This window comes from Bradyrhizobium sp. GW821-FHT12B03 (assembly GCF_058807535.1).
Genome location: NZ_JBXAQU010000008.1, coordinates 83,748 through 100,064 on the forward strand (window position 1 = coordinate 83,748; position 16,317 = coordinate 100,064).

19 protein-coding genes and 1 riboswitch are annotated in these 16,317 nt (G+C 65.2%); of the genes, 9 read left to right on the forward strand and 10 right to left on the reverse strand.

Annotated elements, in window-relative coordinates:
• Positions 1-20 precede the first annotated feature (20 nt).
• Positions 21-482 carry a hypothetical protein gene (locus AC1RUR_RS17415; RefSeq protein WP_492846113.1) on the reverse strand — a complete coding sequence of 154 codons (462 nt, stop codon included), beginning with the start codon at positions 480-482 and terminating at the stop codon, positions 21-23.
• Positions 483-666: 184 nt separating this feature from the next.
• Here AC1RUR_RS17415 and AC1RUR_RS17420 point away from each other — a divergent pair, with 184 nt between their 5' ends.
• Both AC1RUR_RS17420 and AC1RUR_RS17425 read left to right on the forward strand, forming a co-directional pair.
• The gene (locus AC1RUR_RS17420) at positions 667-966 is read left to right on the forward strand and encodes a hypothetical protein (RefSeq protein ID WP_492846115.1); all 300 of its coding nucleotides are present in this window, start codon (positions 667-669) and stop codon (positions 964-966) included.
• Between the two features lie 44 nt (positions 967-1,010).
• The gene (locus tag AC1RUR_RS17425) at positions 1,011-1,541 is read left to right on the forward strand and encodes a DUF3617 domain-containing protein (RefSeq protein WP_492846117.1); all 531 of its coding nucleotides are present in this window, start codon (positions 1,011-1,013) and stop codon (positions 1,539-1,541) included.
• A 112-nt stretch (positions 1,542-1,653) separates the two neighbouring features.
• On the opposite strand, the gene AC1RUR_RS17430 is transcribed toward AC1RUR_RS17425, so the two are convergent.
• From AC1RUR_RS17430 to AC1RUR_RS17440, 3 genes are read right to left on the reverse strand one after another with little or no spacing between them, the layout of a single operon-like run.
• Positions 1,654-3,042 carry an ATP-binding protein gene (locus AC1RUR_RS17430; RefSeq protein ID WP_492846119.1) on the reverse strand — a complete coding sequence of 463 codons (1,389 nt, stop codon included), beginning with the start codon at positions 3,040-3,042 and terminating at the stop codon, positions 1,654-1,656.
• 18 nt (positions 3,043-3,060) lie between these two features.
• Entirely contained in the window at positions 3,061-3,792 is a 732-nt protein-coding gene (locus AC1RUR_RS17435) for a response regulator (protein ID WP_492846121.1), read from the reverse strand.
• Positions 3,789-4,331, reverse strand: coding sequence for a MarR family winged helix-turn-helix transcriptional regulator (locus AC1RUR_RS17440; protein WP_492846123.1), 543 nt, complete (start codon positions 4,329-4,331; stop codon positions 3,789-3,791). Before AC1RUR_RS17440 ends, AC1RUR_RS17435 begins: the two co-directional genes overlap by 4 nt.
• A 340-nt stretch (positions 4,332-4,671) precedes the next feature.
• Between AC1RUR_RS17440 and AC1RUR_RS17445 the strand changes: the two genes are divergently transcribed.
• The 5 genes from AC1RUR_RS17445 (at position 4,672) to AC1RUR_RS17465 (ending at position 9,113) form a co-directional block, all read left to right on the forward strand.
• Positions 4,672-5,754: a branched-chain amino acid aminotransferase gene (locus AC1RUR_RS17445; protein WP_492846125.1), complete on the forward strand. Its 1,083-nt coding sequence runs from the start codon at positions 4,672-4,674 to the stop codon at positions 5,752-5,754.
• A gap of 176 nt (positions 5,755-5,930) precedes the next feature.
• Positions 5,931-6,449, forward strand: a complete 519-nt coding sequence (locus tag AC1RUR_RS17450) for a DUF2314 domain-containing protein (protein WP_492846480.1) — start codon at positions 5,931-5,933, stop codon at positions 6,447-6,449.
• A 213-nt stretch (positions 6,450-6,662) separates the two neighbouring features.
• Positions 6,663-8,183, forward strand: a complete 1,521-nt coding sequence (gene hisS, locus AC1RUR_RS17455; RefSeq protein WP_492846127.1) for a histidine--tRNA ligase — start codon at positions 6,663-6,665, stop codon at positions 8,181-8,183.
• A 122-nt stretch (positions 8,184-8,305) separates the two neighbouring features.
• The gene (locus tag AC1RUR_RS17460; RefSeq protein ID WP_008144861.1) at positions 8,306-8,509 is read left to right on the forward strand and encodes a tautomerase family protein; all 204 of its coding nucleotides are present in this window, start codon (positions 8,306-8,308) and stop codon (positions 8,507-8,509) included.
• Between the two features lie 199 nt (positions 8,510-8,708).
• Positions 8,709-9,113, forward strand: coding sequence for a thioesterase family protein (locus AC1RUR_RS17465; RefSeq protein WP_492846129.1), 405 nt, complete (start codon positions 8,709-8,711; stop codon positions 9,111-9,113).
• A 103-nt stretch (positions 9,114-9,216) separates the two neighbouring features.
• On the opposite strand, the gene proC is transcribed toward AC1RUR_RS17465, so the two are convergent.
• Together proC and AC1RUR_RS17475 are read right to left on the reverse strand one after the other, a co-directional pair.
• The gene (gene proC, locus AC1RUR_RS17470) at positions 9,217-10,089 is read right to left on the reverse strand and encodes a pyrroline-5-carboxylate reductase (RefSeq protein WP_492846131.1); all 873 of its coding nucleotides are present in this window, start codon (positions 10,087-10,089) and stop codon (positions 9,217-9,219) included.
• Positions 10,090-10,245: 156 nt separating this feature from the next.
• Entirely contained in the window at positions 10,246-10,746 is a 501-nt protein-coding gene (locus tag AC1RUR_RS17475) for a type III secretion system chaperone family protein (protein WP_492846133.1), read from the reverse strand.
• A gap of 409 nt (positions 10,747-11,155) precedes the next feature.
• Positions 11,156-11,330, forward strand: a riboswitch (FMN riboswitch).
• Positions 11,331-11,406: 76 nt separating this feature from the next.
• On the opposite strand from AC1RUR_RS17475, the gene AC1RUR_RS17480 reads away from it, so the two are divergent.
• On the forward strand, positions 11,407-11,967 hold the full coding sequence (locus tag AC1RUR_RS17480) for a 6,7-dimethyl-8-ribityllumazine synthase (RefSeq protein ID WP_492846134.1): 561 nt from the start codon (positions 11,407-11,409) through the stop codon (positions 11,965-11,967).
• 60 nt (positions 11,968-12,027) lie between these two features.
• On the opposite strand, the gene AC1RUR_RS17485 is transcribed toward AC1RUR_RS17480, so the two are convergent.
• The gene (locus AC1RUR_RS17485) at positions 12,028-12,600 is read right to left on the reverse strand and encodes a DUF1700 domain-containing protein (RefSeq protein ID WP_492846136.1); all 573 of its coding nucleotides are present in this window, start codon (positions 12,598-12,600) and stop codon (positions 12,028-12,030) included.
• Positions 12,597-12,926 carry a PadR family transcriptional regulator gene (locus tag AC1RUR_RS17490; protein ID WP_492846138.1) on the reverse strand — a complete coding sequence of 110 codons (330 nt, stop codon included), beginning with the start codon at positions 12,924-12,926 and terminating at the stop codon, positions 12,597-12,599. Before AC1RUR_RS17490 ends, AC1RUR_RS17485 begins: the two co-directional genes overlap by 4 nt.
• A 97-nt stretch (positions 12,927-13,023) precedes the next feature.
• On the opposite strand from AC1RUR_RS17490, the gene AC1RUR_RS17495 reads away from it, so the two are divergent.
• Positions 13,024-14,109 carry a serine hydrolase domain-containing protein gene (locus AC1RUR_RS17495; RefSeq protein ID WP_492846140.1) on the forward strand — a complete coding sequence of 362 codons (1,086 nt, stop codon included), beginning with the start codon at positions 13,024-13,026 and terminating at the stop codon, positions 14,107-14,109.
• 8 nt (positions 14,110-14,117) lie between these two features.
• Here the strand turns inward: AC1RUR_RS17495 and AC1RUR_RS17500 are convergent, their stop codons facing one another.
• Together AC1RUR_RS17500 and AC1RUR_RS17505 are read right to left on the reverse strand one after the other, a co-directional pair.
• The gene (locus AC1RUR_RS17500) at positions 14,118-15,152 is read right to left on the reverse strand and encodes a D-alanine--D-alanine ligase family protein (RefSeq protein WP_492846142.1); all 1,035 of its coding nucleotides are present in this window, start codon (positions 15,150-15,152) and stop codon (positions 14,118-14,120) included.
• On the reverse strand, positions 15,149-16,177 hold the full coding sequence (locus AC1RUR_RS17505; RefSeq protein WP_492846144.1) for a putative zinc-binding metallopeptidase: 1,029 nt from the start codon (positions 16,175-16,177) through the stop codon (positions 15,149-15,151). Before AC1RUR_RS17505 ends, AC1RUR_RS17500 begins: the two co-directional genes overlap by 4 nt.
• Positions 16,178-16,317: the final 140 nt, after the last annotated feature.

The following is a 16,317-nucleotide window of genomic DNA, read 5'->3' on the forward strand; positions in this document are numbered from 1 at the left end:
CCGAAATCAGGACTTCCGAATCAGGGCCTGGCGGCGCGGCAGGCCGGATTGTAGGCCCAATTGCGGTCGACGCCGACCACGCACCACTCGACGCCGTTGCCATAGCCGGCGAAGCCGCCATCCTCGACAAGCGAGAAATGCACCTTGCGCACCTTGCCGTCGGTCAGCATGGCGTCAGCGCTGCAATAGCGGCGCGGAATGTTGTCGGACTGCCAGGGCCGGAACGCGGTCTCGCGAACGGCGGAGAAGCCGGTGATCTTCAAGGAAGAATTCCAGAACGTGCTTTCCTTTTCCCAGAACTGGGTGGCGATCGTCGGCAGCGCCCGTTCGCAATCGGCGACCGTGCCGTCATAGCGCGGTCCGCTCAGCCAGAAATTCATTTCCAGCGGATTGGCGGCCCTGGCCTCGCCGAGCGACAGCGCCCCGAACATGAGGCCGAGCAAAGCGGCAAAGCGGAGCGATTTCTGGGAGGGGGCGCGCATGGTCAATCCGGACGGCTGAAGTCTTGCGAAGTCCGGACGGTGCCGCGAAGGCCGGGGCAGGTCAAGTGCAACGCGGCAACACTTCGCCAGGAGTTGACCACAACGTCGCGCCCAGACGGCTTCGGTTCTTTTCACTTCCGTTCCGGCACCGTAAACTGGCGGCCAGCCAATTGGAGTGACGGTAATGCGAATCATTGCGGCCGCGGGTCTTCTCGCCAGCCTGGTTGTCTCGGGTATGGTGGCGAGCCAGTCGGCGCGTGCCGACTACGTGCTGCCGTTCAAGGGCAACGATACCGGCGGCATCATCGCCTATTCGATGGCGACCCAGGTCGATGCGCGGCAGGTCGCAGTCGATCACTGCGCGCGCTACGGCAAGGTCGTCAAAATCCTCGGGGTGCAGGCCTATGAGGGCGGCTACATCTCGTTCTCCTGCCGCTGGGTGCCCTATGGCGCCGCCGACCGGCCGATCCGCACGCTGTACTGAGGCGCTTTCGTAACGTCGCGATCTTTCAGCCGGGAGCTTCCCACATGACGCGCAAACTCGCTTTGCTCGGCTCGGCACTTTGCCTTGTGTTGTCGGCGGGTAGCAGCAGTGCCGACGATCTGCCGGTGCGCAAGGCCGGCTTGTGGGAACTGAAGATGGTCAGGAGCGGCTCTGCGATGCCGGAAATGACCATGCAGCACTGCACCGACGAGACCGTCGACAAGGAGATGAACAACAACGCCTCCCCGATGGCCAAGCAGGTCTGCGCCAAGCAGGACATCAAGAAGACGGCGACCGGTTATGTCACCGATTCCGAGTGCAGCGTCGCCGGCATCAGCACCACCTCGCATGCCGAGATCACGGGCGATTTCAACTCGGCCTATACGGTGAAGACCTCCTCGCACGCGCAAGGCGGCGCCGCCGGCGCGGCGGGGCGCGACACCACCATGACGCTCGAAGCGAAATGGCTGGGCGCCTGCAAGCCGGACCAGAAGCCCGGCGACATCGTGATGCCCGGCGGCTTCAAGATGAACGTGCGCGACGTCGACAAGCTGAAGGCGCTGCTGCCGAAGTAGGGTGAGCGTAGTTCGTAGCCCGGATGGAGCGCAGCGAAATCCGGGGCCTTGCATCCGTGGTGAAGAAAAGAATCCCGGATTGCGCTACGCTCCATCCGGGCTACGTTACCGGCTAAACCGGAATCCTGACACTCGCCCTTAGTCCGCCCATCGGGCTGTCGCCGAGCGTGATGTCGCCGCCATGCGAGCGGGCGATGTCGCGGGCGATCGCAAGGCCGAGGCCCGTGCCGCCTTCGTCCTGGTTGCGGGCGTTGTCCAGCCGCAGGAACGGCTTGAACACCTCTTCGCGCAAGTGCGCGGGAATGCCGGGGCCGTCGTCGTCGACCGTGACGGTCAGATAACGGTGATCGCGCTGGCCGGTGATGGCGATGCTCTTGCCGTAGCGCGCCGCATTGGTGACGAGGTTGGCGAGGCAGCGCTTGAACGAGGCCGGCTTCACCGTCACCACCGGCAGTCCGTTGAATGCGACGGTTGCAGCGTGACCGTGGCGTTCGGCATCGCTGCGCAGCTCCTCGAGCGCCTGCGCCATGTCGGTCGGCTGCGACTGCTCGCCGGAATCGCCGCGGGCGAAGGCGAGGTAATCCTCCAGCATCATCGACATCTCGTCGACGTCCTTGCGCATGCCCTCGAGCTCGGGGTTGTCGCCGATCAGCGCCAGCTCGAGCTTGAAGCGGGTCAGGATGGTGCGCAGATCGTGGCTGACGCCGGCGAGCATCGCGGTGCGCTGCTCCATGGTGCGCTCGATGCGCGATTTCATTTCGAGGAAGGCGACCGCCGCGCGCCGCACCTCACGCGCGCCGCGCGGCCTGAAATTCGGCGCCTCGCGGCCCTTGCCGAAGCTCTCGGCGGCATCGGCAAGCCGCAGGATCGGCCTGATCTGGTTGCGCAGGAACAGCACCGCGACGATCAAGAGGATCGAGGACGTGCCGACCATCCAGAACAGGAAGATCTCCGAATTCGAGGCATAGGCCGCACTGCGCTGCGCGAACACGCGCATCACGGCGTCGTCGAGCTGGATGCGGATCTCGACCAGGTTGGAGCGGCCGACCGTGTCGATCCAGAACGAGCGCCCGATCTGGCGGCCGAGCTGCACCGACAGCGTCTGGTCGAGCAGCGAGAAGAACGGCTTTGGTCCCGGCGGCGGCATGTCGCCGGCGGGCAGGAAATCGACGACGAGGCCGAGGCGCTGCTGGGCGATGCGGCGGATCTCGTTGCGGTCCTTGTCCTGCGGATAGCCCTTGTAGACGTCGATCAGCGCGGCGATGTCCTGCACCACCGCGGCCGACAGGCGGCGCGTCACCGTGTTCCAGTGCCGTTCCATGAACACGAAGGCGACGACGGATTGCAGGATCACCATGGGCACGATCATGATGAGGAGCGCGCGGGCATAGAGGCCGGTCGGCATCCAGCCCTTGAACGCGTTGCCCATCCAGCCATTGGCGGCGGAGACGCGGCCGGCCGCGCTCTTGAGCAGCGTCAGGCCGGTATCGATCGTGCTCATCGGTCGCGCTTCACTGCTTTATGGCGAGGCCACCAGCCGGTAGCCGATGCCGCGCACCGCCTGGAGGAATAGCGGATTGGCGGGATCGGTCTCGATCTTGCGCCTGAGGCGGTTGATCTGCACGTCGACGGCGCGCTCGTTGACGCTGCCATTGCCGGTCAGGGCGCTGCGCGGCACGGTCTCGCCCGGCGTCTCCGAGAGAATCCGCAGCATCTCGCGCTCGCGGTCGGTGAGGTGGATGACCTCCTCGCCCTGGCGCAATTCGCCGCGATCGAGATGGTAGACGTAGGGGCCGAACGCGATCTTCTCCACCATTGCGGCCTGCGGCGGCGGAGCGGCGCGCTTGAGGATGTTGTTGATGCGCAGCGCGAGCTCGCGCGGCTCGAACGGTTTTGCGACGTAATCGTCGGCGCCGATCTGAAGGCCCTCGATGCGGGCTTCGGCCTCGTGCCGCGCCGTCAGCATCACGATCGGCACCGAGGAGGAGGTCCGGATGAAACGGGCGAGGTCGAAGCCGGTCTCGCCGGGCATCATGACGTCGAGGATCAGCAGGTCGAAATGCAGGCCCATGAGCTTCGAACGCGCATCGCTGGCGCTGGCCGCGGTCGAGACGCGATAGCCCTCGCTGGCGAGGAAGCGCGACAGCAGATCGCGGATGCGGCGGTCGTCGTCGACCAGCAGGAGATGCGGGGCGTCGTCGGCCGGTTGCACCGGCGGACGGGCGAGCGTGGCAGCGAGTGGCACGGTCACTCCTTTGCGTCTTGATTGACGGAGGCGAAGATCGTCTCCAGCACCTTGTCCGGATCGTCGCGGTCGATCATCGCGCGCAGGAAGCGCTTGACGGTCTCCGCATCCTGCGGGCCCATCTCGGCGAGCGCCTTGGTGATCCGCGTGGTCTGGAGCCCGGCGAGCTTCTGCACCAGCGCCTCGCCCTTCGGCGTGGCGTAGAGCAGGCGCTGGCGGCGGTCATTGTCGCCGGTCTTCTGCACGATATAGCCCTCGTCCAGGAGCTGCTTGAGCACCCGGCCGAGCGATTGTTTGGTGATGCGCAGGACGTCGAGCAGATCGGCGACTTTGAGACCTGGATAGCGATAGACGAAGTGCATGACGCGGTGATGGGCCCGGCCGAAGCCGAAAGCCTCCAGTTCCTGGTCGGGATCGCCGACGAAATCGCGATAGGCGAAGAACAGCAGCTCGATGATATCCCAGCGCAAATTGCCTCCATCGCCTGCGGCCGGCCGAGGCTCGGCAGCGTCTTGAGGGGGAGTCGCGAAATTTATGTCAGGCATATTGACGTATCTTGGGTTCAATGTTACAAAACGATCGACCCGCACGAAATTTTAGATCGTTTCGCGTCGGGTGGCATCGAAGCAGAGACGGCCGGAGGGAGCCGGACAGGCAGCGACGGCCGGATCAGGTCTACCGTGCGATTGTCGAGCGGCATTTCGGCAAAACATACTGGACTTCCGCCTTCCGCAAAAGCATGTCCTCGGCGACATGCTGGCCACGGAAACCGGCCGTAACAAGGCTGGCGGTGGCCCGGCCACAACCCTAATCAAGCCAGCCGGACCCAAAACAGGGCAGGCGGGCGCCAGAACAGCGCCGCTACCGGCAGCGGGAGCCAAGGACATGAGCATGAAATTCGACATCCAGCCCGCATCCAATCCTACGCCAGAGAAGGATCGCGTCGCCAAGCTGGTGGACCCCGGCTTCGGACGGATCTTCACCGATCACATGGCGATCGTCCGCTACAACCAGGCCAAGGGCGGCTGGTACGAGGCCCGCGTCGAGGCGCGCGCCAATTTCCAGCTCGATCCGGCGGGTGCCGTCCTGCACTACGCGCAGGAAATTTTCGAGGGCCTCAAGGCCTACAAGCGCGACGACGGCGGCGTGAACCTGTTCCGACCCGACGCCAATGCGCGGCGCTTCAGGGACTCGGCCGACCGCATGGCGATGGCGCAGCTGCCCGAAGACGTCTTCATCGAGGCGGTCGAGCAGGTCGTGCGCATCGACCGCGCCTGGATGCCGGGCGGCGAGGGCAGTCTTTACCTGCGGCCCTTCATGATCGCGAGCGAGACCTTCCTCGGCGTCAAGCCGTCGTCGGAATACATCTTCGCGGTCATCGCTTCGCCGGTCGGCTCCTACTTCAAGGGCGGGCCTGCGCCGGTGTCGATCTGGGTGTCGGAGAACTACACGCGCGCCGCGGTCGGCGGCACCGGCGCCGTCAAATGCGGCGGCAATTACGCCGCGAGCCTGCGTGCGCAGGCCGAAGCGATTCAGCACGGCTGCGATCAGGTCGTGTTCCTCGACGCGGTCGAGCGCCGTTACATCGAGGAACTCGGCGGCATGAACGTCTTCTTCGTGTTCGACGACGGATCGCTCTCGACGCCGCCGCTCGGCACGATCCTGCCGGGTATCACCCGCGACTCCATCATCACGCTGGCGAAGGATGCCGGCAAGACGGTGCGCGAGGAGCCGTACTCGCTCGACCAGTGGCGCAAGGATGCGGCGAGCGGCAAGCTGAAGGAAGCCTTTGCCTGCGGCACCGCCGCCGTGATCTCGCCGATCGGCAAGGTGCGCTCGGTGAGCGGCGATTTCGACATCAGCGGCGGTGTCGCCGGCCCCGTCGCGATGGGCCTGCGCAAGCAGCTCGTCGACATCCAGTACGGCCGCACCAACGATCCGCACAGCTGGATCCGCAAGGTGTTTTGAGGCTCTGCGGCCCCGGGAAGACGGGGCCATGCTCGCGAAAAGGATCGGTAGCGCATCTTCCTCCGAAGGCCGTGCGCTCCGCTCCGCCTGCACTGCGCCAATCCTTAGTTGTTGAAAGCGCCGGTGCAACTGTGTGACAATGTCTGGGACATCAAGCCTCCCAGACGTTGCGCTCCATGCCCACTCCTCTCCCCCAGCAGATCAAATGGGCCCTATCCGCTGTCGTAACGGCAGTCGCCGTCTACGGTATTCTCACATTGCGTCCGGGGCCCGCGCTCGACGTGGCGGACCGCGTCATCAGCGTTGCTGACACCGACGCCGAGATGAATGCCGCCATCGCGCGCGCACGCGCGACACTGCCCGTCTTCTGGGCTTCCTATGAGGCGCCAAAACGGATGGAGACAGAGCACGCCCTCAAGGTGCGATTTCGGGCCGCCGGCAATGACGAGCACATCTGGATGAGCGAGGTGAAGAAGCTTCCGACCGGGGAATATGCAGCGCGTTTCGCCGACACGCCTCGGAATCTGTCAGGGAAGCGGTTCGGAGACCTCGCCGAGTTCAAGGATACCGACATCTCGGACTGGATGTTCATGCGCAACGGCAAGATCGTCGGCGGGGAAACCATCAAGCCGCTGCTCAAATCCATGCCGAAAACCGACGCCGACGCGCTCCGGGCGCGGATGGAGCAGCCGTAAAAGGGGACTTTCTTCCTTCTCCCCTTGTGGGAGAAGGTGGCGCGAAGCGCCGGATGAGGGGTTCTCTCCGCAATTTCAATCGTGAGAGGCGTGCTCGCGGATAGAGACCCCTCACCCGTCTCGCCGCTGGCGCGGCGAGCCACCCTCTCCCACAAGGGGAGAGGGGAAAAGGCGGCGGTTGCCGCCTTGCGCCCCGACTGGTAAATGCCGCGCATGGCCGAGAAACCCAAAAAACCCCAGAAACTGAAGGCGCGCCTGCCGCGCGGGCTCGAGGATCGCGACCCCGCCGCGATCCGGGCGACACGCGAGATGGTCGAGAAGATCCGCGCCGTCTACGAGCTCTACGGCTTCGAGCCGGTGGAGACGCCGGCGATGGAATACACCGACGCGCTCGGCAAGTTCCTGCCCGATCAGGACCGCCCGAACGAGGGCGTGTTTTCGTTCCAGGACGACGACGAGCAGTGGATCAGCCTGCGCTACGATCTGACCGCGCCGCTCGCGCGCTATGTCGGCGAGCGGTACGGGACCGACGCTCTGGTCCTGCCCTATCGTAGCTACCGCGTCGGCTATGTGTTCCGCAACGAGAAGCCCGGCCCCGGCCGCTTCCGCCAGTTCATGCAGTTCGACGCCGATACCGTCGGCTCGGCAACGCCGGCGGCGGATGCCGAGATCTGCATGATGGCCGCGGACACGATGGAGGCGCTTGGCGTTGCGCGCGGCCAGTACGTGGTGAAGGTCAACAACCGCAAGGTGCTCGACGGTGTTCTGGAGGCCATCGGGCTCACCGGTGACGAGAATGCTGCGCGCCGACTGACCGTGCTGCGCGCAATCGACAAGCTCGACAAGTTTCCCGCCGACGAGGTGCGCAAGCTGCTCGGTCCCGGACGCTGGGACGGCGGCGAGGAAGGCAAGGGCGACTTCACGAAGGGCGCCAATTTGAGTGCGGCGGAGGCTGACGTTGTTCTCGCCATCACCAAACCGCGTGACGATTGGAAAGAAGCCATTGCTGCGGCGGAAGCTTACCTCGCCAAGAGCGAAGTCGGTCAGGCCGGCGTGAGCGAGCTGGAAGAGATTGCCAAGCTGGTGACGGCGTCGGGTTACGGCGCGGACCGCATCAAGATCGATCCGTCCGTCGTACGTGGTCTCGAATACTACACCGGCCCCGTCTACGAGGTCGAACTGCTGCTCGACACCAAGGACGATAAGGGCCGGCCCGTACGCTTTGGCTCGGTCGGCGGCGGTGGCCGCTATGACGGTCTCGTCTCGCGCTTTCGCGGCGAGCCGGTGCCGGCGACCGGTTTCTCGATCGGCGTCTCGCGCCTCCAGGCTGCGCTGACGCTGCTCGGCAAGCTCGACACCCGGCCCGAATTCGGCCCCGTCGTCGTCACCGTGTTCGACCGCGACCGCGTCGCCGACTATCAGAAGATGGTGGCGAGCTTGCGCACCGCCGGCATCCGCGCCGAGCTCTATCTCGGCAATCCCAAGAACATGGGCAACCAGCTCAAATATGCCGACCGCCGCAACTCACCTTGCGTGATCATCCAGGGTTCGGATGAGAAGGCGCGCGGTGAGCTGCAGATCAAGGATCTGATCGAGGGCGCCAAGGCGGCCGCCGCCATCGCCTCCAACCAGGAATGGCGCGAAACGCGTCCGGCGCAGTTCTCGTGCAGCGAAGCCGATCTCGTCGCGAAGGTGCGCGAGGTCCTGGCCCGCCATGACGTGAGCTGGGGCTAGCCATTCACTGGCGTCGTCATGCCCGGGCTTGTCCCGGGCATCCACGTCTTGTTTGATAGCGAAGACCGTGGATGGCCGGGACGAGCCCGGCCATGACGGAGAGAGAAGAGGGAGCGAACACAATGCCTGAGATCACCGTCAGCATGGCCGAAGGCCGCACCGATGAACAGAAGGCCGGCATGATGCGCGACATCACGCAGGCACTGGTGAAGAATCTCGGCGTCGACGCCGACGCCGTCGTCATCCAGATCAACGAAGCCCCGCTCCGCCACAAGATGAAGGGCGGCAAGACCTTCGTGGAGCGCGCGGCGGCGGCGAAGAAGTAGCCAACGCCGGCGCGGCATTTTCCGCTGTCGTCCCGGACAAGCGTCGGCGCAGATCCGGGACCCATGACCACAGGGAGTGGTTATGTGGTGAAGCGGTAACTCCGAGTCCCCGTAACCACGACGTCCTGTGGTTATGGGTCCCGGATCGGCGCGCGCTCATGGCGCGCTTGTCCGGGACGACACCGGGTGTGAGGCAAGCATGGACGCACGCGGCTTCATCACAACAGGCATGAGCGCGGAGCGCACGCTGGTGGTCCCCGTGGAGCGCACGGTCGGGCATTTCGTGCCGGGCATGCCTTTTGTCTACGCGACGCCGATGATGATCCTCGAGATGGAGATGACGGCGGGCGATGCGATCCGCGCTGCGCTTCAGCCGGGCTGGGTCACGGTCGGCACCGAGGTCGACATCCGCCATCTCGCAGCCGCCCTCGTCGGCGCGACGGTGCGGACCACCGCCAAGGTGACTGCGGTCGAGCGCCGCGTCATCCGCTTCGAGGTCGAGGCGTTCGAGGGTACCCGCAAGCTCGGCGAGGGCCGCCACGCGCGCGGGCTCGTCAATGTCGAGCTGTTCAACAGGCGGCTCGCCGCAGGCTCGAAACCGTAGAAATCGTAGGGTGGGTTGGCGAAGCGTAACCCACCAACTTCGTTCTGCAATCGCTGAAGCAGGGTGGGTTACGGCTTCGCCTAACCCACCCTTTGGCACCGTCTTACTTCGCCAGTTCCTTCGACCGCTGCGTTGCAGCGGCGATCGCGCGGATCATCAACTCGCGCAGGCCTGGCTCGCCCATCAGCACGCCGAGGGCCGCGGCGGTGGTGCCGCCGGGCGAGGTGACGTTCTGGCGCAGCGTAGCGGAGGGAAGCTCGGATTGATGCAGCAGTTCGCCGGAGCCGGCGACGGTCTCCCGCGCGAGCTTCGTCGCCAGCGCTTCGGGCAATCCCGCTTCGACACCGGCCCGCGCAAGTTCCTCGGCGAGCAGGAACACATAGGCCGGTCCCGAGCCGGACACGGCGGTCACCGCGTCCATCAGGCTTTCATCATCGACCCATTCGACCGAGCCGGTGGCGCGCAGCAGCGCATCGGCCACCGCGCGTTGCGCAAGGCTGACATTCTTCGCCGCAACCGCCACCGTGATGCCGCGGCCGATCGCGGCCGGCGTGTTCGGCATCGCGCGCACGACCGCGCCGCCACAGACCTCGTGAAGCGAGGCGATCGTGGTTCCCGCCATGATCGAGACCACCGAGGTCTTCTCGGAGACGAAGGACTTCAGCTTGGCGCCGGCCTCGCGGAACATCTGCGGCTTCACCGCGACGACCATGGTCTCGACCTGGCCTGCCGCCTTCGCATCGGGATTGAGCGCCACGCCCCGGGCGGCGAGCGCGGTGATCTCGGGCGCGATGTGCGGATCGACCACGGCGACACGGCGCGGGTCGAGCCCGCCCGCCAGCCATCCGGTCAGCATAGCGCCGCCCATCTTGCCGGCGCCGGCAAGAAGGATGGTGCCGGTGATGTTTTGAAGAGTGCTGTTCGCCACTGTGGTCACCACAAATTCGGTGTCGTCCCGGCGAAGGCCGGGACCCATAACCACGACTGGTTTTAGTGGATGGAGGTGTTGGCAACAAGCGCGTGCCACAAGCGAAATCACGCGGTATGGATCCCGGATCTGCGCGCGCTTTAGGCGCGCTTGTCCGGGACGACGTGAGGCGCGAGCGGCGATTCTGTTACGTCGCGAGAGACCTTACGCCTCGCCCACCGTATCGAACATCGCCGCGTCCATCGCCTCCGTCGTGCTCTTGCCGGCCCACACCACGAACTGGAACGCCGGGAAGTAGCGCTCGCAGGCGTGGATGGCGCCGGCGAGCATGGCCTCGCATTGCGCGGTCGAGGCGGTGAGTCCGCCCGGCAGCACCAGGGCCTGGCGATGCATGACCATGCCGGTGTTGGTCCACAGGTCGAAATGGCCGACCCACAACTGCTCGTTGACGGCGGCGACGAGCCGCTGCACTTCGCCGCGGCGCGGAAGCGGAATCTTCATGTCGAATGCGCAGGCCAGATGCAGCGCCTCGATCCCGCCCATCCAGGTGAACGAGAGCTGATAGTCGGTCCATTGTCCCTTCGAGACAATCGTGAGTTCGTCTTCGCCGGAGCGTTCGAACGGCCAGTTGTTGCTGGCAGCGATATCCTCGACCACCGCGAGCGGGTGATTTCGGGAATCGATAGCGCCTTCGAGCAGGGACATGCCGTCTCGACCTCTTGCCTTCTTGTTGTCTTTGATACGCACGCGGTTGGTCCGGCGCGCGCTCCCTCGATATCGCTGAGGCGATCCCGCGGAGTCGCTGTTGCGACCCGGGGATCAAGCGCGGGCTTGTCGCGGATCAACTGATGTGATTTGCGGAATCTGCGCAACTGGCTGCCGAGTCCGTCCACAAGCGAGGACTCGTTCGTCCACAGCTCATCTCGGCCACAATTATTAACGGGAAGAACAAATCGGAATCGGAGTCCCGGCCGCGCCCCAATCGTTAATTCCGTCCCGCGAGGGCCGGACCGCCATGGGAGCATGGGACCATGCGGTTTTTCCATGCGGAACGCGCTTGCTGCGGTAGCCCTCCGGCGTCATATTTCGGGGCAGGCCGTTCATTCCGGACGGCCGATGTTCTCAGGGCGGGGTGAAAGTCCCCACCGGCGGTAAGGGCCGAAAGGCCCAAGCCCGCGAGCGCCTTCCCCAAGGATTGTCCCGAAAGGGACTTCTTCCGAAGGGAAGGGTCAGCAGATTCGGTGCAACTCCGAAGCCGACGGTTAAAGTCCGGATGAAAGAGAACGGTCGGTGGCGGACGCATCGCGAGGTGCGGCTGCTTGTCGTTCCGTGTGCCCTGATTCTGGTCCTTAACTGAGGAAAGCCATGAATCAGATGTTGCAAGACCCCCAAACCGAAACTTCCCAGACACAATCGCCGGTTCCCGTGGACCCGCCGGCCATCGAGCATCCGCATTTCGCAAAGCCGCAGCGGGTGGCCTTCGTGCAGGCCTGCTGGCACCGCGACGTCGTCGAGGAAGCCCGCATCGCCTTCATCAGGGAAGCCGAGGCGCGCCACCTCACCCATGTCGACGTGTTCGAGGTGCCGGGCTCGTTCGAGATCCCGCTGCACGCGCAGATCCTCGCCAAGACGCGGCGCTACACCGCGATCGTCGCGGCCGGTCTCGTCGTCGACGGCGGCATCTATCGCCACGAATTCGTCGCCGACACCGTGATCAAGGCGCTGATGGACGTGCAGCTGCGCACCGAGGTGCCGGTGTTCTCGGCCGTGCTGACGCCGCAGCAATTCCACGAGACCGAGGTGCACTACGATTTCTTCCGCAGGCACTTTGCGATCAAGGGTGTCGAGGTCGCGGAAGCCTGCGCCAACACGCTGCTCGGCCTGGAGCGCCTGCGCGGCCAGGTCGCGGCGGGAATTGTCGGATAGGCACAACAAGGTTGTTCCGGGGTTCGGCGGCAGCGCCGCCCCGGATGACCATGCCCTGACTTACGCGTCGGTCCGCTCCGGCTTGAGCAGCCGATAATGCAGCCGCGCGTAGTTGCCGAGCCACCGGACCGCCGCATTGAGCCCAAGCGCCAGCAACGCAGCGAAACCTGCGCCCGTGGTGACCAGCGCGACGCCAGCGAGCCCGCGCAGGATCAGCTCGACGATCCGTCCGTCGCCCGCGTGCTTGTAGACGCTGATCAGCAAGCCGATGCCGACGATTCCAAGCACGCACATCACGAAAGCGATCACGAGCAGGATGAGCAGGACGGCGAGCAGCAGCGGCAGCAGCAGGACGATGTCGACCACGGCGAGGCCGCTGAGCGCAAACAGCGCGGCCGTGGAGTTGCGGAAGGAGTGATGGTTCTCCCACCGCCGCAATCCCGTCTCGGCGCGCAGCTCGCGTGCCAGCCGTCTGGGGTCGCCGAGCGCGGAGGCGACCTCTTGCTCCGACCGCCCCGAAGCGCGGGCCTCCTCGAAATGGGCGGCGTAGTCGGCCAGGATGTCGTCGATCTCGATCGCCGGCAGTCCCGCGAGCCCATCGCCGAGGATGTGAAGGAAGTCGGCGCGGTTCATCTGGCGTCTCCGAGCAGCCTGTTCACGGCATCCGAAAAGCTCCGCCATTCGCGCTTCTGCGCGGTGAAGGCGGCGCGGCCTGCAGCCGTCAGCCGATAATATTTGCGCGGCGGACCGCTGCTGGATTCCTCGAGGCGGGTGTCGACCAGCCCGTCGTCCTGCATGCGCCGCATCAGCGGATAGATCGTGCCTTCACCCATGCCGACGCCGGCCGACAGCGTACTCGCGATCTCATAGGCATAGCTCTCGCCGCGCGCGAGCAGAGCGAGCACGCAGAGCTCCAGCGCGCCCTTCTTGAGCTGAACCTGATTCGTCGAGTCGGCCATTTCCTCCTTGACTACACCGCTTTCGAGAGAGCTTATATAGCAAGGTACTGTGTATTACAAGGTACCTGTGTATACCCCATTCCAGAGGAAATAGACCATGGCCTATCTCAACCGTCGTCATCTGCTGGCGGGCCTCGGCGCGAGCGTCGTCCTTCCGCGGGCCATGCCCGCGATTGCAGCATCGTCCGATGCGGCGGAGCGCCTCGCCGGGCTCATGCAGACCGGAAAGGTGCCCGGTCTGCACGTGTTCCTGGTCAGCCAGGGCGGCAAGCTCGTGTTCGAGCATTACGGGCGGGGCGCAGACGAGCGCTTGGGCGCTCCGCTCGGCGACGTCGTCTTTGGCCCCGACGTGCTGCACGATCTGCGCTCTATCTCCAAGAGCGTCGTCGGTCTCGCCTACGGCATCGCGCTCGCGGAAGGCAAGGTGCCGCCGCCGGATGCCAAGCTCTACGCGCAGTTTCCGGAATATGCCGATCTCGCCGCGCAGCCAGGCCGCGACAAGATCACGATCCATCACCTGCTCTCGATGACGCTCGGCTTCGAATGGGACGAGCTCTCGGTCGTTTACGGCGAGCCGCGCAACAGCGAGACGGCGATGGAAGCCGCGCCCGAGCGTTACCGCTTCATTCTCGAACGTCCGATCGTCGGCGAGCCCGGCGCGAAGTGGACCTATTGCGGCGGCGCGACCGCGTTGCTCGGCCGGCTGATTGCGAAAGGCACCGGCGAAGCCCTGCCGGCCTATTGCCGCCGCGTGCTGTTCGATCCGATGGGCTTTGGCCGGTCCGACTGGCGCGTTGGCCGTGACGGCGAACCGCGCGCTGCGTCGGGCGCAGCTCTCTTGCCACGCGACCTCGTCAAGATCGGTCAGCTCATGCTGGCCGACGGCAAATGGGACGGTCGACAGCTCGTTCCGGCCGACTGGGTGAAGCGCGTGACCACGCCGGTCGTCCCGATCCGCCCCGGCCGCGATTACGGCTATCATTGGTACATCGGCGATTTCGCCACGGCGCAACCCCTGCGTTGGTTCGGCGGTGTCGGCTGGGGTGGCCAATATCTGTTCGTGATGCCGGCGCGCGATCTCGTCGTGGCGATCCACTGCGGAAATTACCGGCGATCCGGCGAGGAGCAGACCGCCGTGATGCTCGCACTCATGAAGGACGTGGTGTTGCCGGGTTTTGCTTGAATCCGCTCTTAACCCAGCGACACGCCCGCCTTGGCCCGGCTGATCCCGAGGGTCAGGATGCGTTGCAGGAGATCCGGATAGTTGAGCCCTGCATGTTGAGCCGCCGTGGCGAACTCCTGGCTTTTGGCGATCTCGGGGTTGGGGTTGGCCTCGATGAAATACGGCGTGCCGTCGGCGGCGAGGCGAAAGTCGATGCGCGCGTAACCGTCGAGGCCGAGCGCCCGGTAGATGCGTTTCGCGGCGCGCTGGATGCGGGCGGTAACTTCGGGCGCGAGGTCCTTCGCCGGCCCGTCGACGATCCCGACCTTCTCCTGATAGTCGGTGTCGTGCTTGGCCTTTTCGGTGGCGATGTGACGTGACCTGCGCCCGCCCATGCTGCCGAATTTCAGCTCCCAAACCGGCAGAACGCGCAAGCGGTTGTTGCCGAGCACGCCGACATAAAGCTCGCGCCCCTCGATGAATTGCTCGGCGATGGCCGCGGACTCGACCCGCTCGTGGATGAAGGCGACGCGTTCCGCCAGCTTCTCGTCGGTGTCGACGATCGAGGCCTGCGAAATGCCGAACGACCCGTCCATGTTCAGGCTCTTGACGATCAGCGGCAGTGCAAGGCGCGTCGGGCGTTTCACCTTGCGGCGCATCGGGAACACGGCGAAAGCCGGCGCCGCGATCCGGCGATGATGCACCAGCGTCTTCGACAAATCCTTGCCGCGCGCGAGGATCAGGCCGCGCGGATTGCACCCGGTATAGGGAACCCTCATCAGTTCGAGATAGCTGGCGATGTGCTGGTCGTAGGCGACGTTGTTGTGGAATTCCTCCAGCAACGTGAAGACCACGTGCGGCTTGAACTCCTCGATCGCCTCGCGGATCGGCTTGATCTCGTCCTGCGCGCCGAGCGCGCGGACCTCGTGGCCGGCCGTGCGCAAGGTGCTCACCACGTCGTATTCCGTTTTCCACGCGTTGATTTCCTGCGCGCTGTACCCGTCGCTCGAGTCCGGAGGCATGAAGTCCGGATGCATCAGGACCAGAATGCGCAAGCGTCTCATAGCGCGATCCATTTGCGCCGAGACGGGCCAAACAGCGCGTGCATCGTCTTGGCGGTCACGAGGACGGTGAAATCGAGAACGAGCTTCTGCTCGGGGCCGACGGCGCGCAGGTCGAGCTCGCGGCAGCGGGAGATCATGTCGTCGAGCACGGCATCGAGCGTGAGCTGGTTCTCGCCCGTCCATCGCGAGACCAATTGCCTGATCTGGGCGCGGTGGCGCCGGATCAGGCTCGAAGCCGGCTTCGAGCGGTGATGGCGTGGATCGGCGGAAAACAGCCGGGAGAGATCGCGGTCGTAGGTCTTCGGCGGCGTGAAGGCATAGAACGCCTGCTTCTTCTTGTAGTGGTCTTCGAGCGTCTGGCTGAGCCGGCCCAGCGGGTCGACACGCTCCCGCGTCGTGATCAGCGGCCGCTTTCCCGCGATTTCGCCCATCAGCTCGTCGACATATTCGAGCTTCTTCAGCGCCGGCCAGCCGGCATAGCGCGTTCGCCAGTTCGAGCGCGGCCGCAGCCACACCGCGAAAGTTTCGGCGAAATCCTCATCCGGATGGCTCTGTGCGTACCAGAGGCGGAGGTGCTGGACATAACGCCGGCTCGCCGGATTGGGGCGGTAGTAGCGCGGGTAGTGTCTCGATGACGGGCCGAACAGCTGCTGCCAGCGCCGCCGGCGCTGCAGCTGGTAGCCGTGCTGCAGGGCATGGCCGGCCTCGTGACGGAGGATGGCCATGCATTCGCGCCAGGTCCCGCCCTCGACGTCGAACATCATCTTCTTCTCGAGCTTCATCAGGCGGGGATGGGCGAGATAGAACGGGATGGCGATGCCGGGCACGTCGCCCGGGCTGAACCATTCGCTCGAGATCCATGTGTGCGGCCGCAGCCGGATGCCCCGCTCTTCGAGCTCCTCGTGGAGCGTGCCGACGCAGTCCTCGAGCCAGGTGCCTTCGACCGTCACCCTCAGGCTGGAGAGGCGCTGCTTGAGCAACTCGTCATCCGACAGCTTCTCCCAGGCGAATTTCCGGCGTGGCATCGGGCATCCAGAAGGCAGAGATGACTCGGGTGTCCGGATGATGTCATGGGCGGCAGCCGGCAACAACCCGTGGGGCCTGTGGGGCGTGCTGCGGCGCGAGGTAGGCACGCCGTAGGGTAGGCAAAGCGCAGCGTGCCCAC

Excerpts from the sequence above, each read along its gene's own strand:
- AC1RUR_RS17480 (WP_492846134.1), top strand. The coding sequence starts at position 11,407 with ATGAATCAGATGTTGCAAGACCCCCAAACCGAAACTTCCCAGACACAA.
- AC1RUR_RS17500 (WP_492846142.1), bottom strand. The coding sequence starts at position 15,152 with ATGAGACGCTTGCGCATTCTGGTCCTGATGCATCCGGACTTCATGCCT.
- AC1RUR_RS17495 (WP_492846140.1), top strand. The coding sequence starts at position 13,024 with ATGGCCTATCTCAACCGTCGTCATCTGCTGGCGGGCCTCGGCGCGAGC.
- AC1RUR_RS17420 (WP_492846115.1), top strand. The coding sequence starts at position 667 with ATGCGAATCATTGCGGCCGCGGGTCTTCTCGCCAGCCTGGTTGTCTCG.
- AC1RUR_RS17430 (WP_492846119.1), bottom strand. The coding sequence starts at position 3,042 with ATGAGCACGATCGATACCGGCCTGACGCTGCTCAAGAGCGCGGCCGGC.
- AC1RUR_RS17450 (WP_492846480.1), top strand. The coding sequence starts at position 5,931 with ATGCCCACTCCTCTCCCCCAGCAGATCAAATGGGCCCTATCCGCTGTC.
- hisS (WP_492846127.1), top strand. The coding sequence starts at position 6,663 with ATGGCCGAGAAACCCAAAAAACCCCAGAAACTGAAGGCGCGCCTGCCG.
- AC1RUR_RS17490 (WP_492846138.1), bottom strand. The coding sequence starts at position 12,926 with ATGGCCGACTCGACGAATCAGGTTCAGCTCAAGAAGGGCGCGCTGGAG.
- proC (WP_492846131.1), bottom strand. The coding sequence starts at position 10,089 with ATGGGTCCCGGCCTTCGCCGGGACGACACCGAATTTGTGGTGACCACA.
- AC1RUR_RS17425 (WP_492846117.1), top strand. The coding sequence starts at position 1,011 with ATGACGCGCAAACTCGCTTTGCTCGGCTCGGCACTTTGCCTTGTGTTG.
- AC1RUR_RS17465 (WP_492846129.1), top strand. The coding sequence starts at position 8,709 with ATGGACGCACGCGGCTTCATCACAACAGGCATGAGCGCGGAGCGCACG.
- AC1RUR_RS17485 (WP_492846136.1), bottom strand. The coding sequence starts at position 12,600 with ATGAACCGCGCCGACTTCCTTCACATCCTCGGCGATGGGCTCGCGGGA.
- AC1RUR_RS17475 (WP_492846133.1), bottom strand. The coding sequence starts at position 10,746 with ATGTCCCTGCTCGAAGGCGCTATCGATTCCCGAAATCACCCGCTCGCG.
- AC1RUR_RS17505 (WP_492846144.1), bottom strand. The coding sequence starts at position 16,177 with ATGCCACGCCGGAAATTCGCCTGGGAGAAGCTGTCGGATGACGAGTTG.
- AC1RUR_RS17415 (WP_492846113.1), bottom strand. The coding sequence starts at position 482 with ATGCGCGCCCCCTCCCAGAAATCGCTCCGCTTTGCCGCTTTGCTCGGC.
- AC1RUR_RS17440 (WP_492846123.1), bottom strand. The coding sequence starts at position 4,331 with ATGCCTGACATAAATTTCGCGACTCCCCCTCAAGACGCTGCCGAGCCT.
- AC1RUR_RS17460 (WP_008144861.1), top strand. The coding sequence starts at position 8,306 with ATGCCTGAGATCACCGTCAGCATGGCCGAAGGCCGCACCGATGAACAG.
- AC1RUR_RS17445 (WP_492846125.1), top strand. The coding sequence starts at position 4,672 with ATGAGCATGAAATTCGACATCCAGCCCGCATCCAATCCTACGCCAGAG.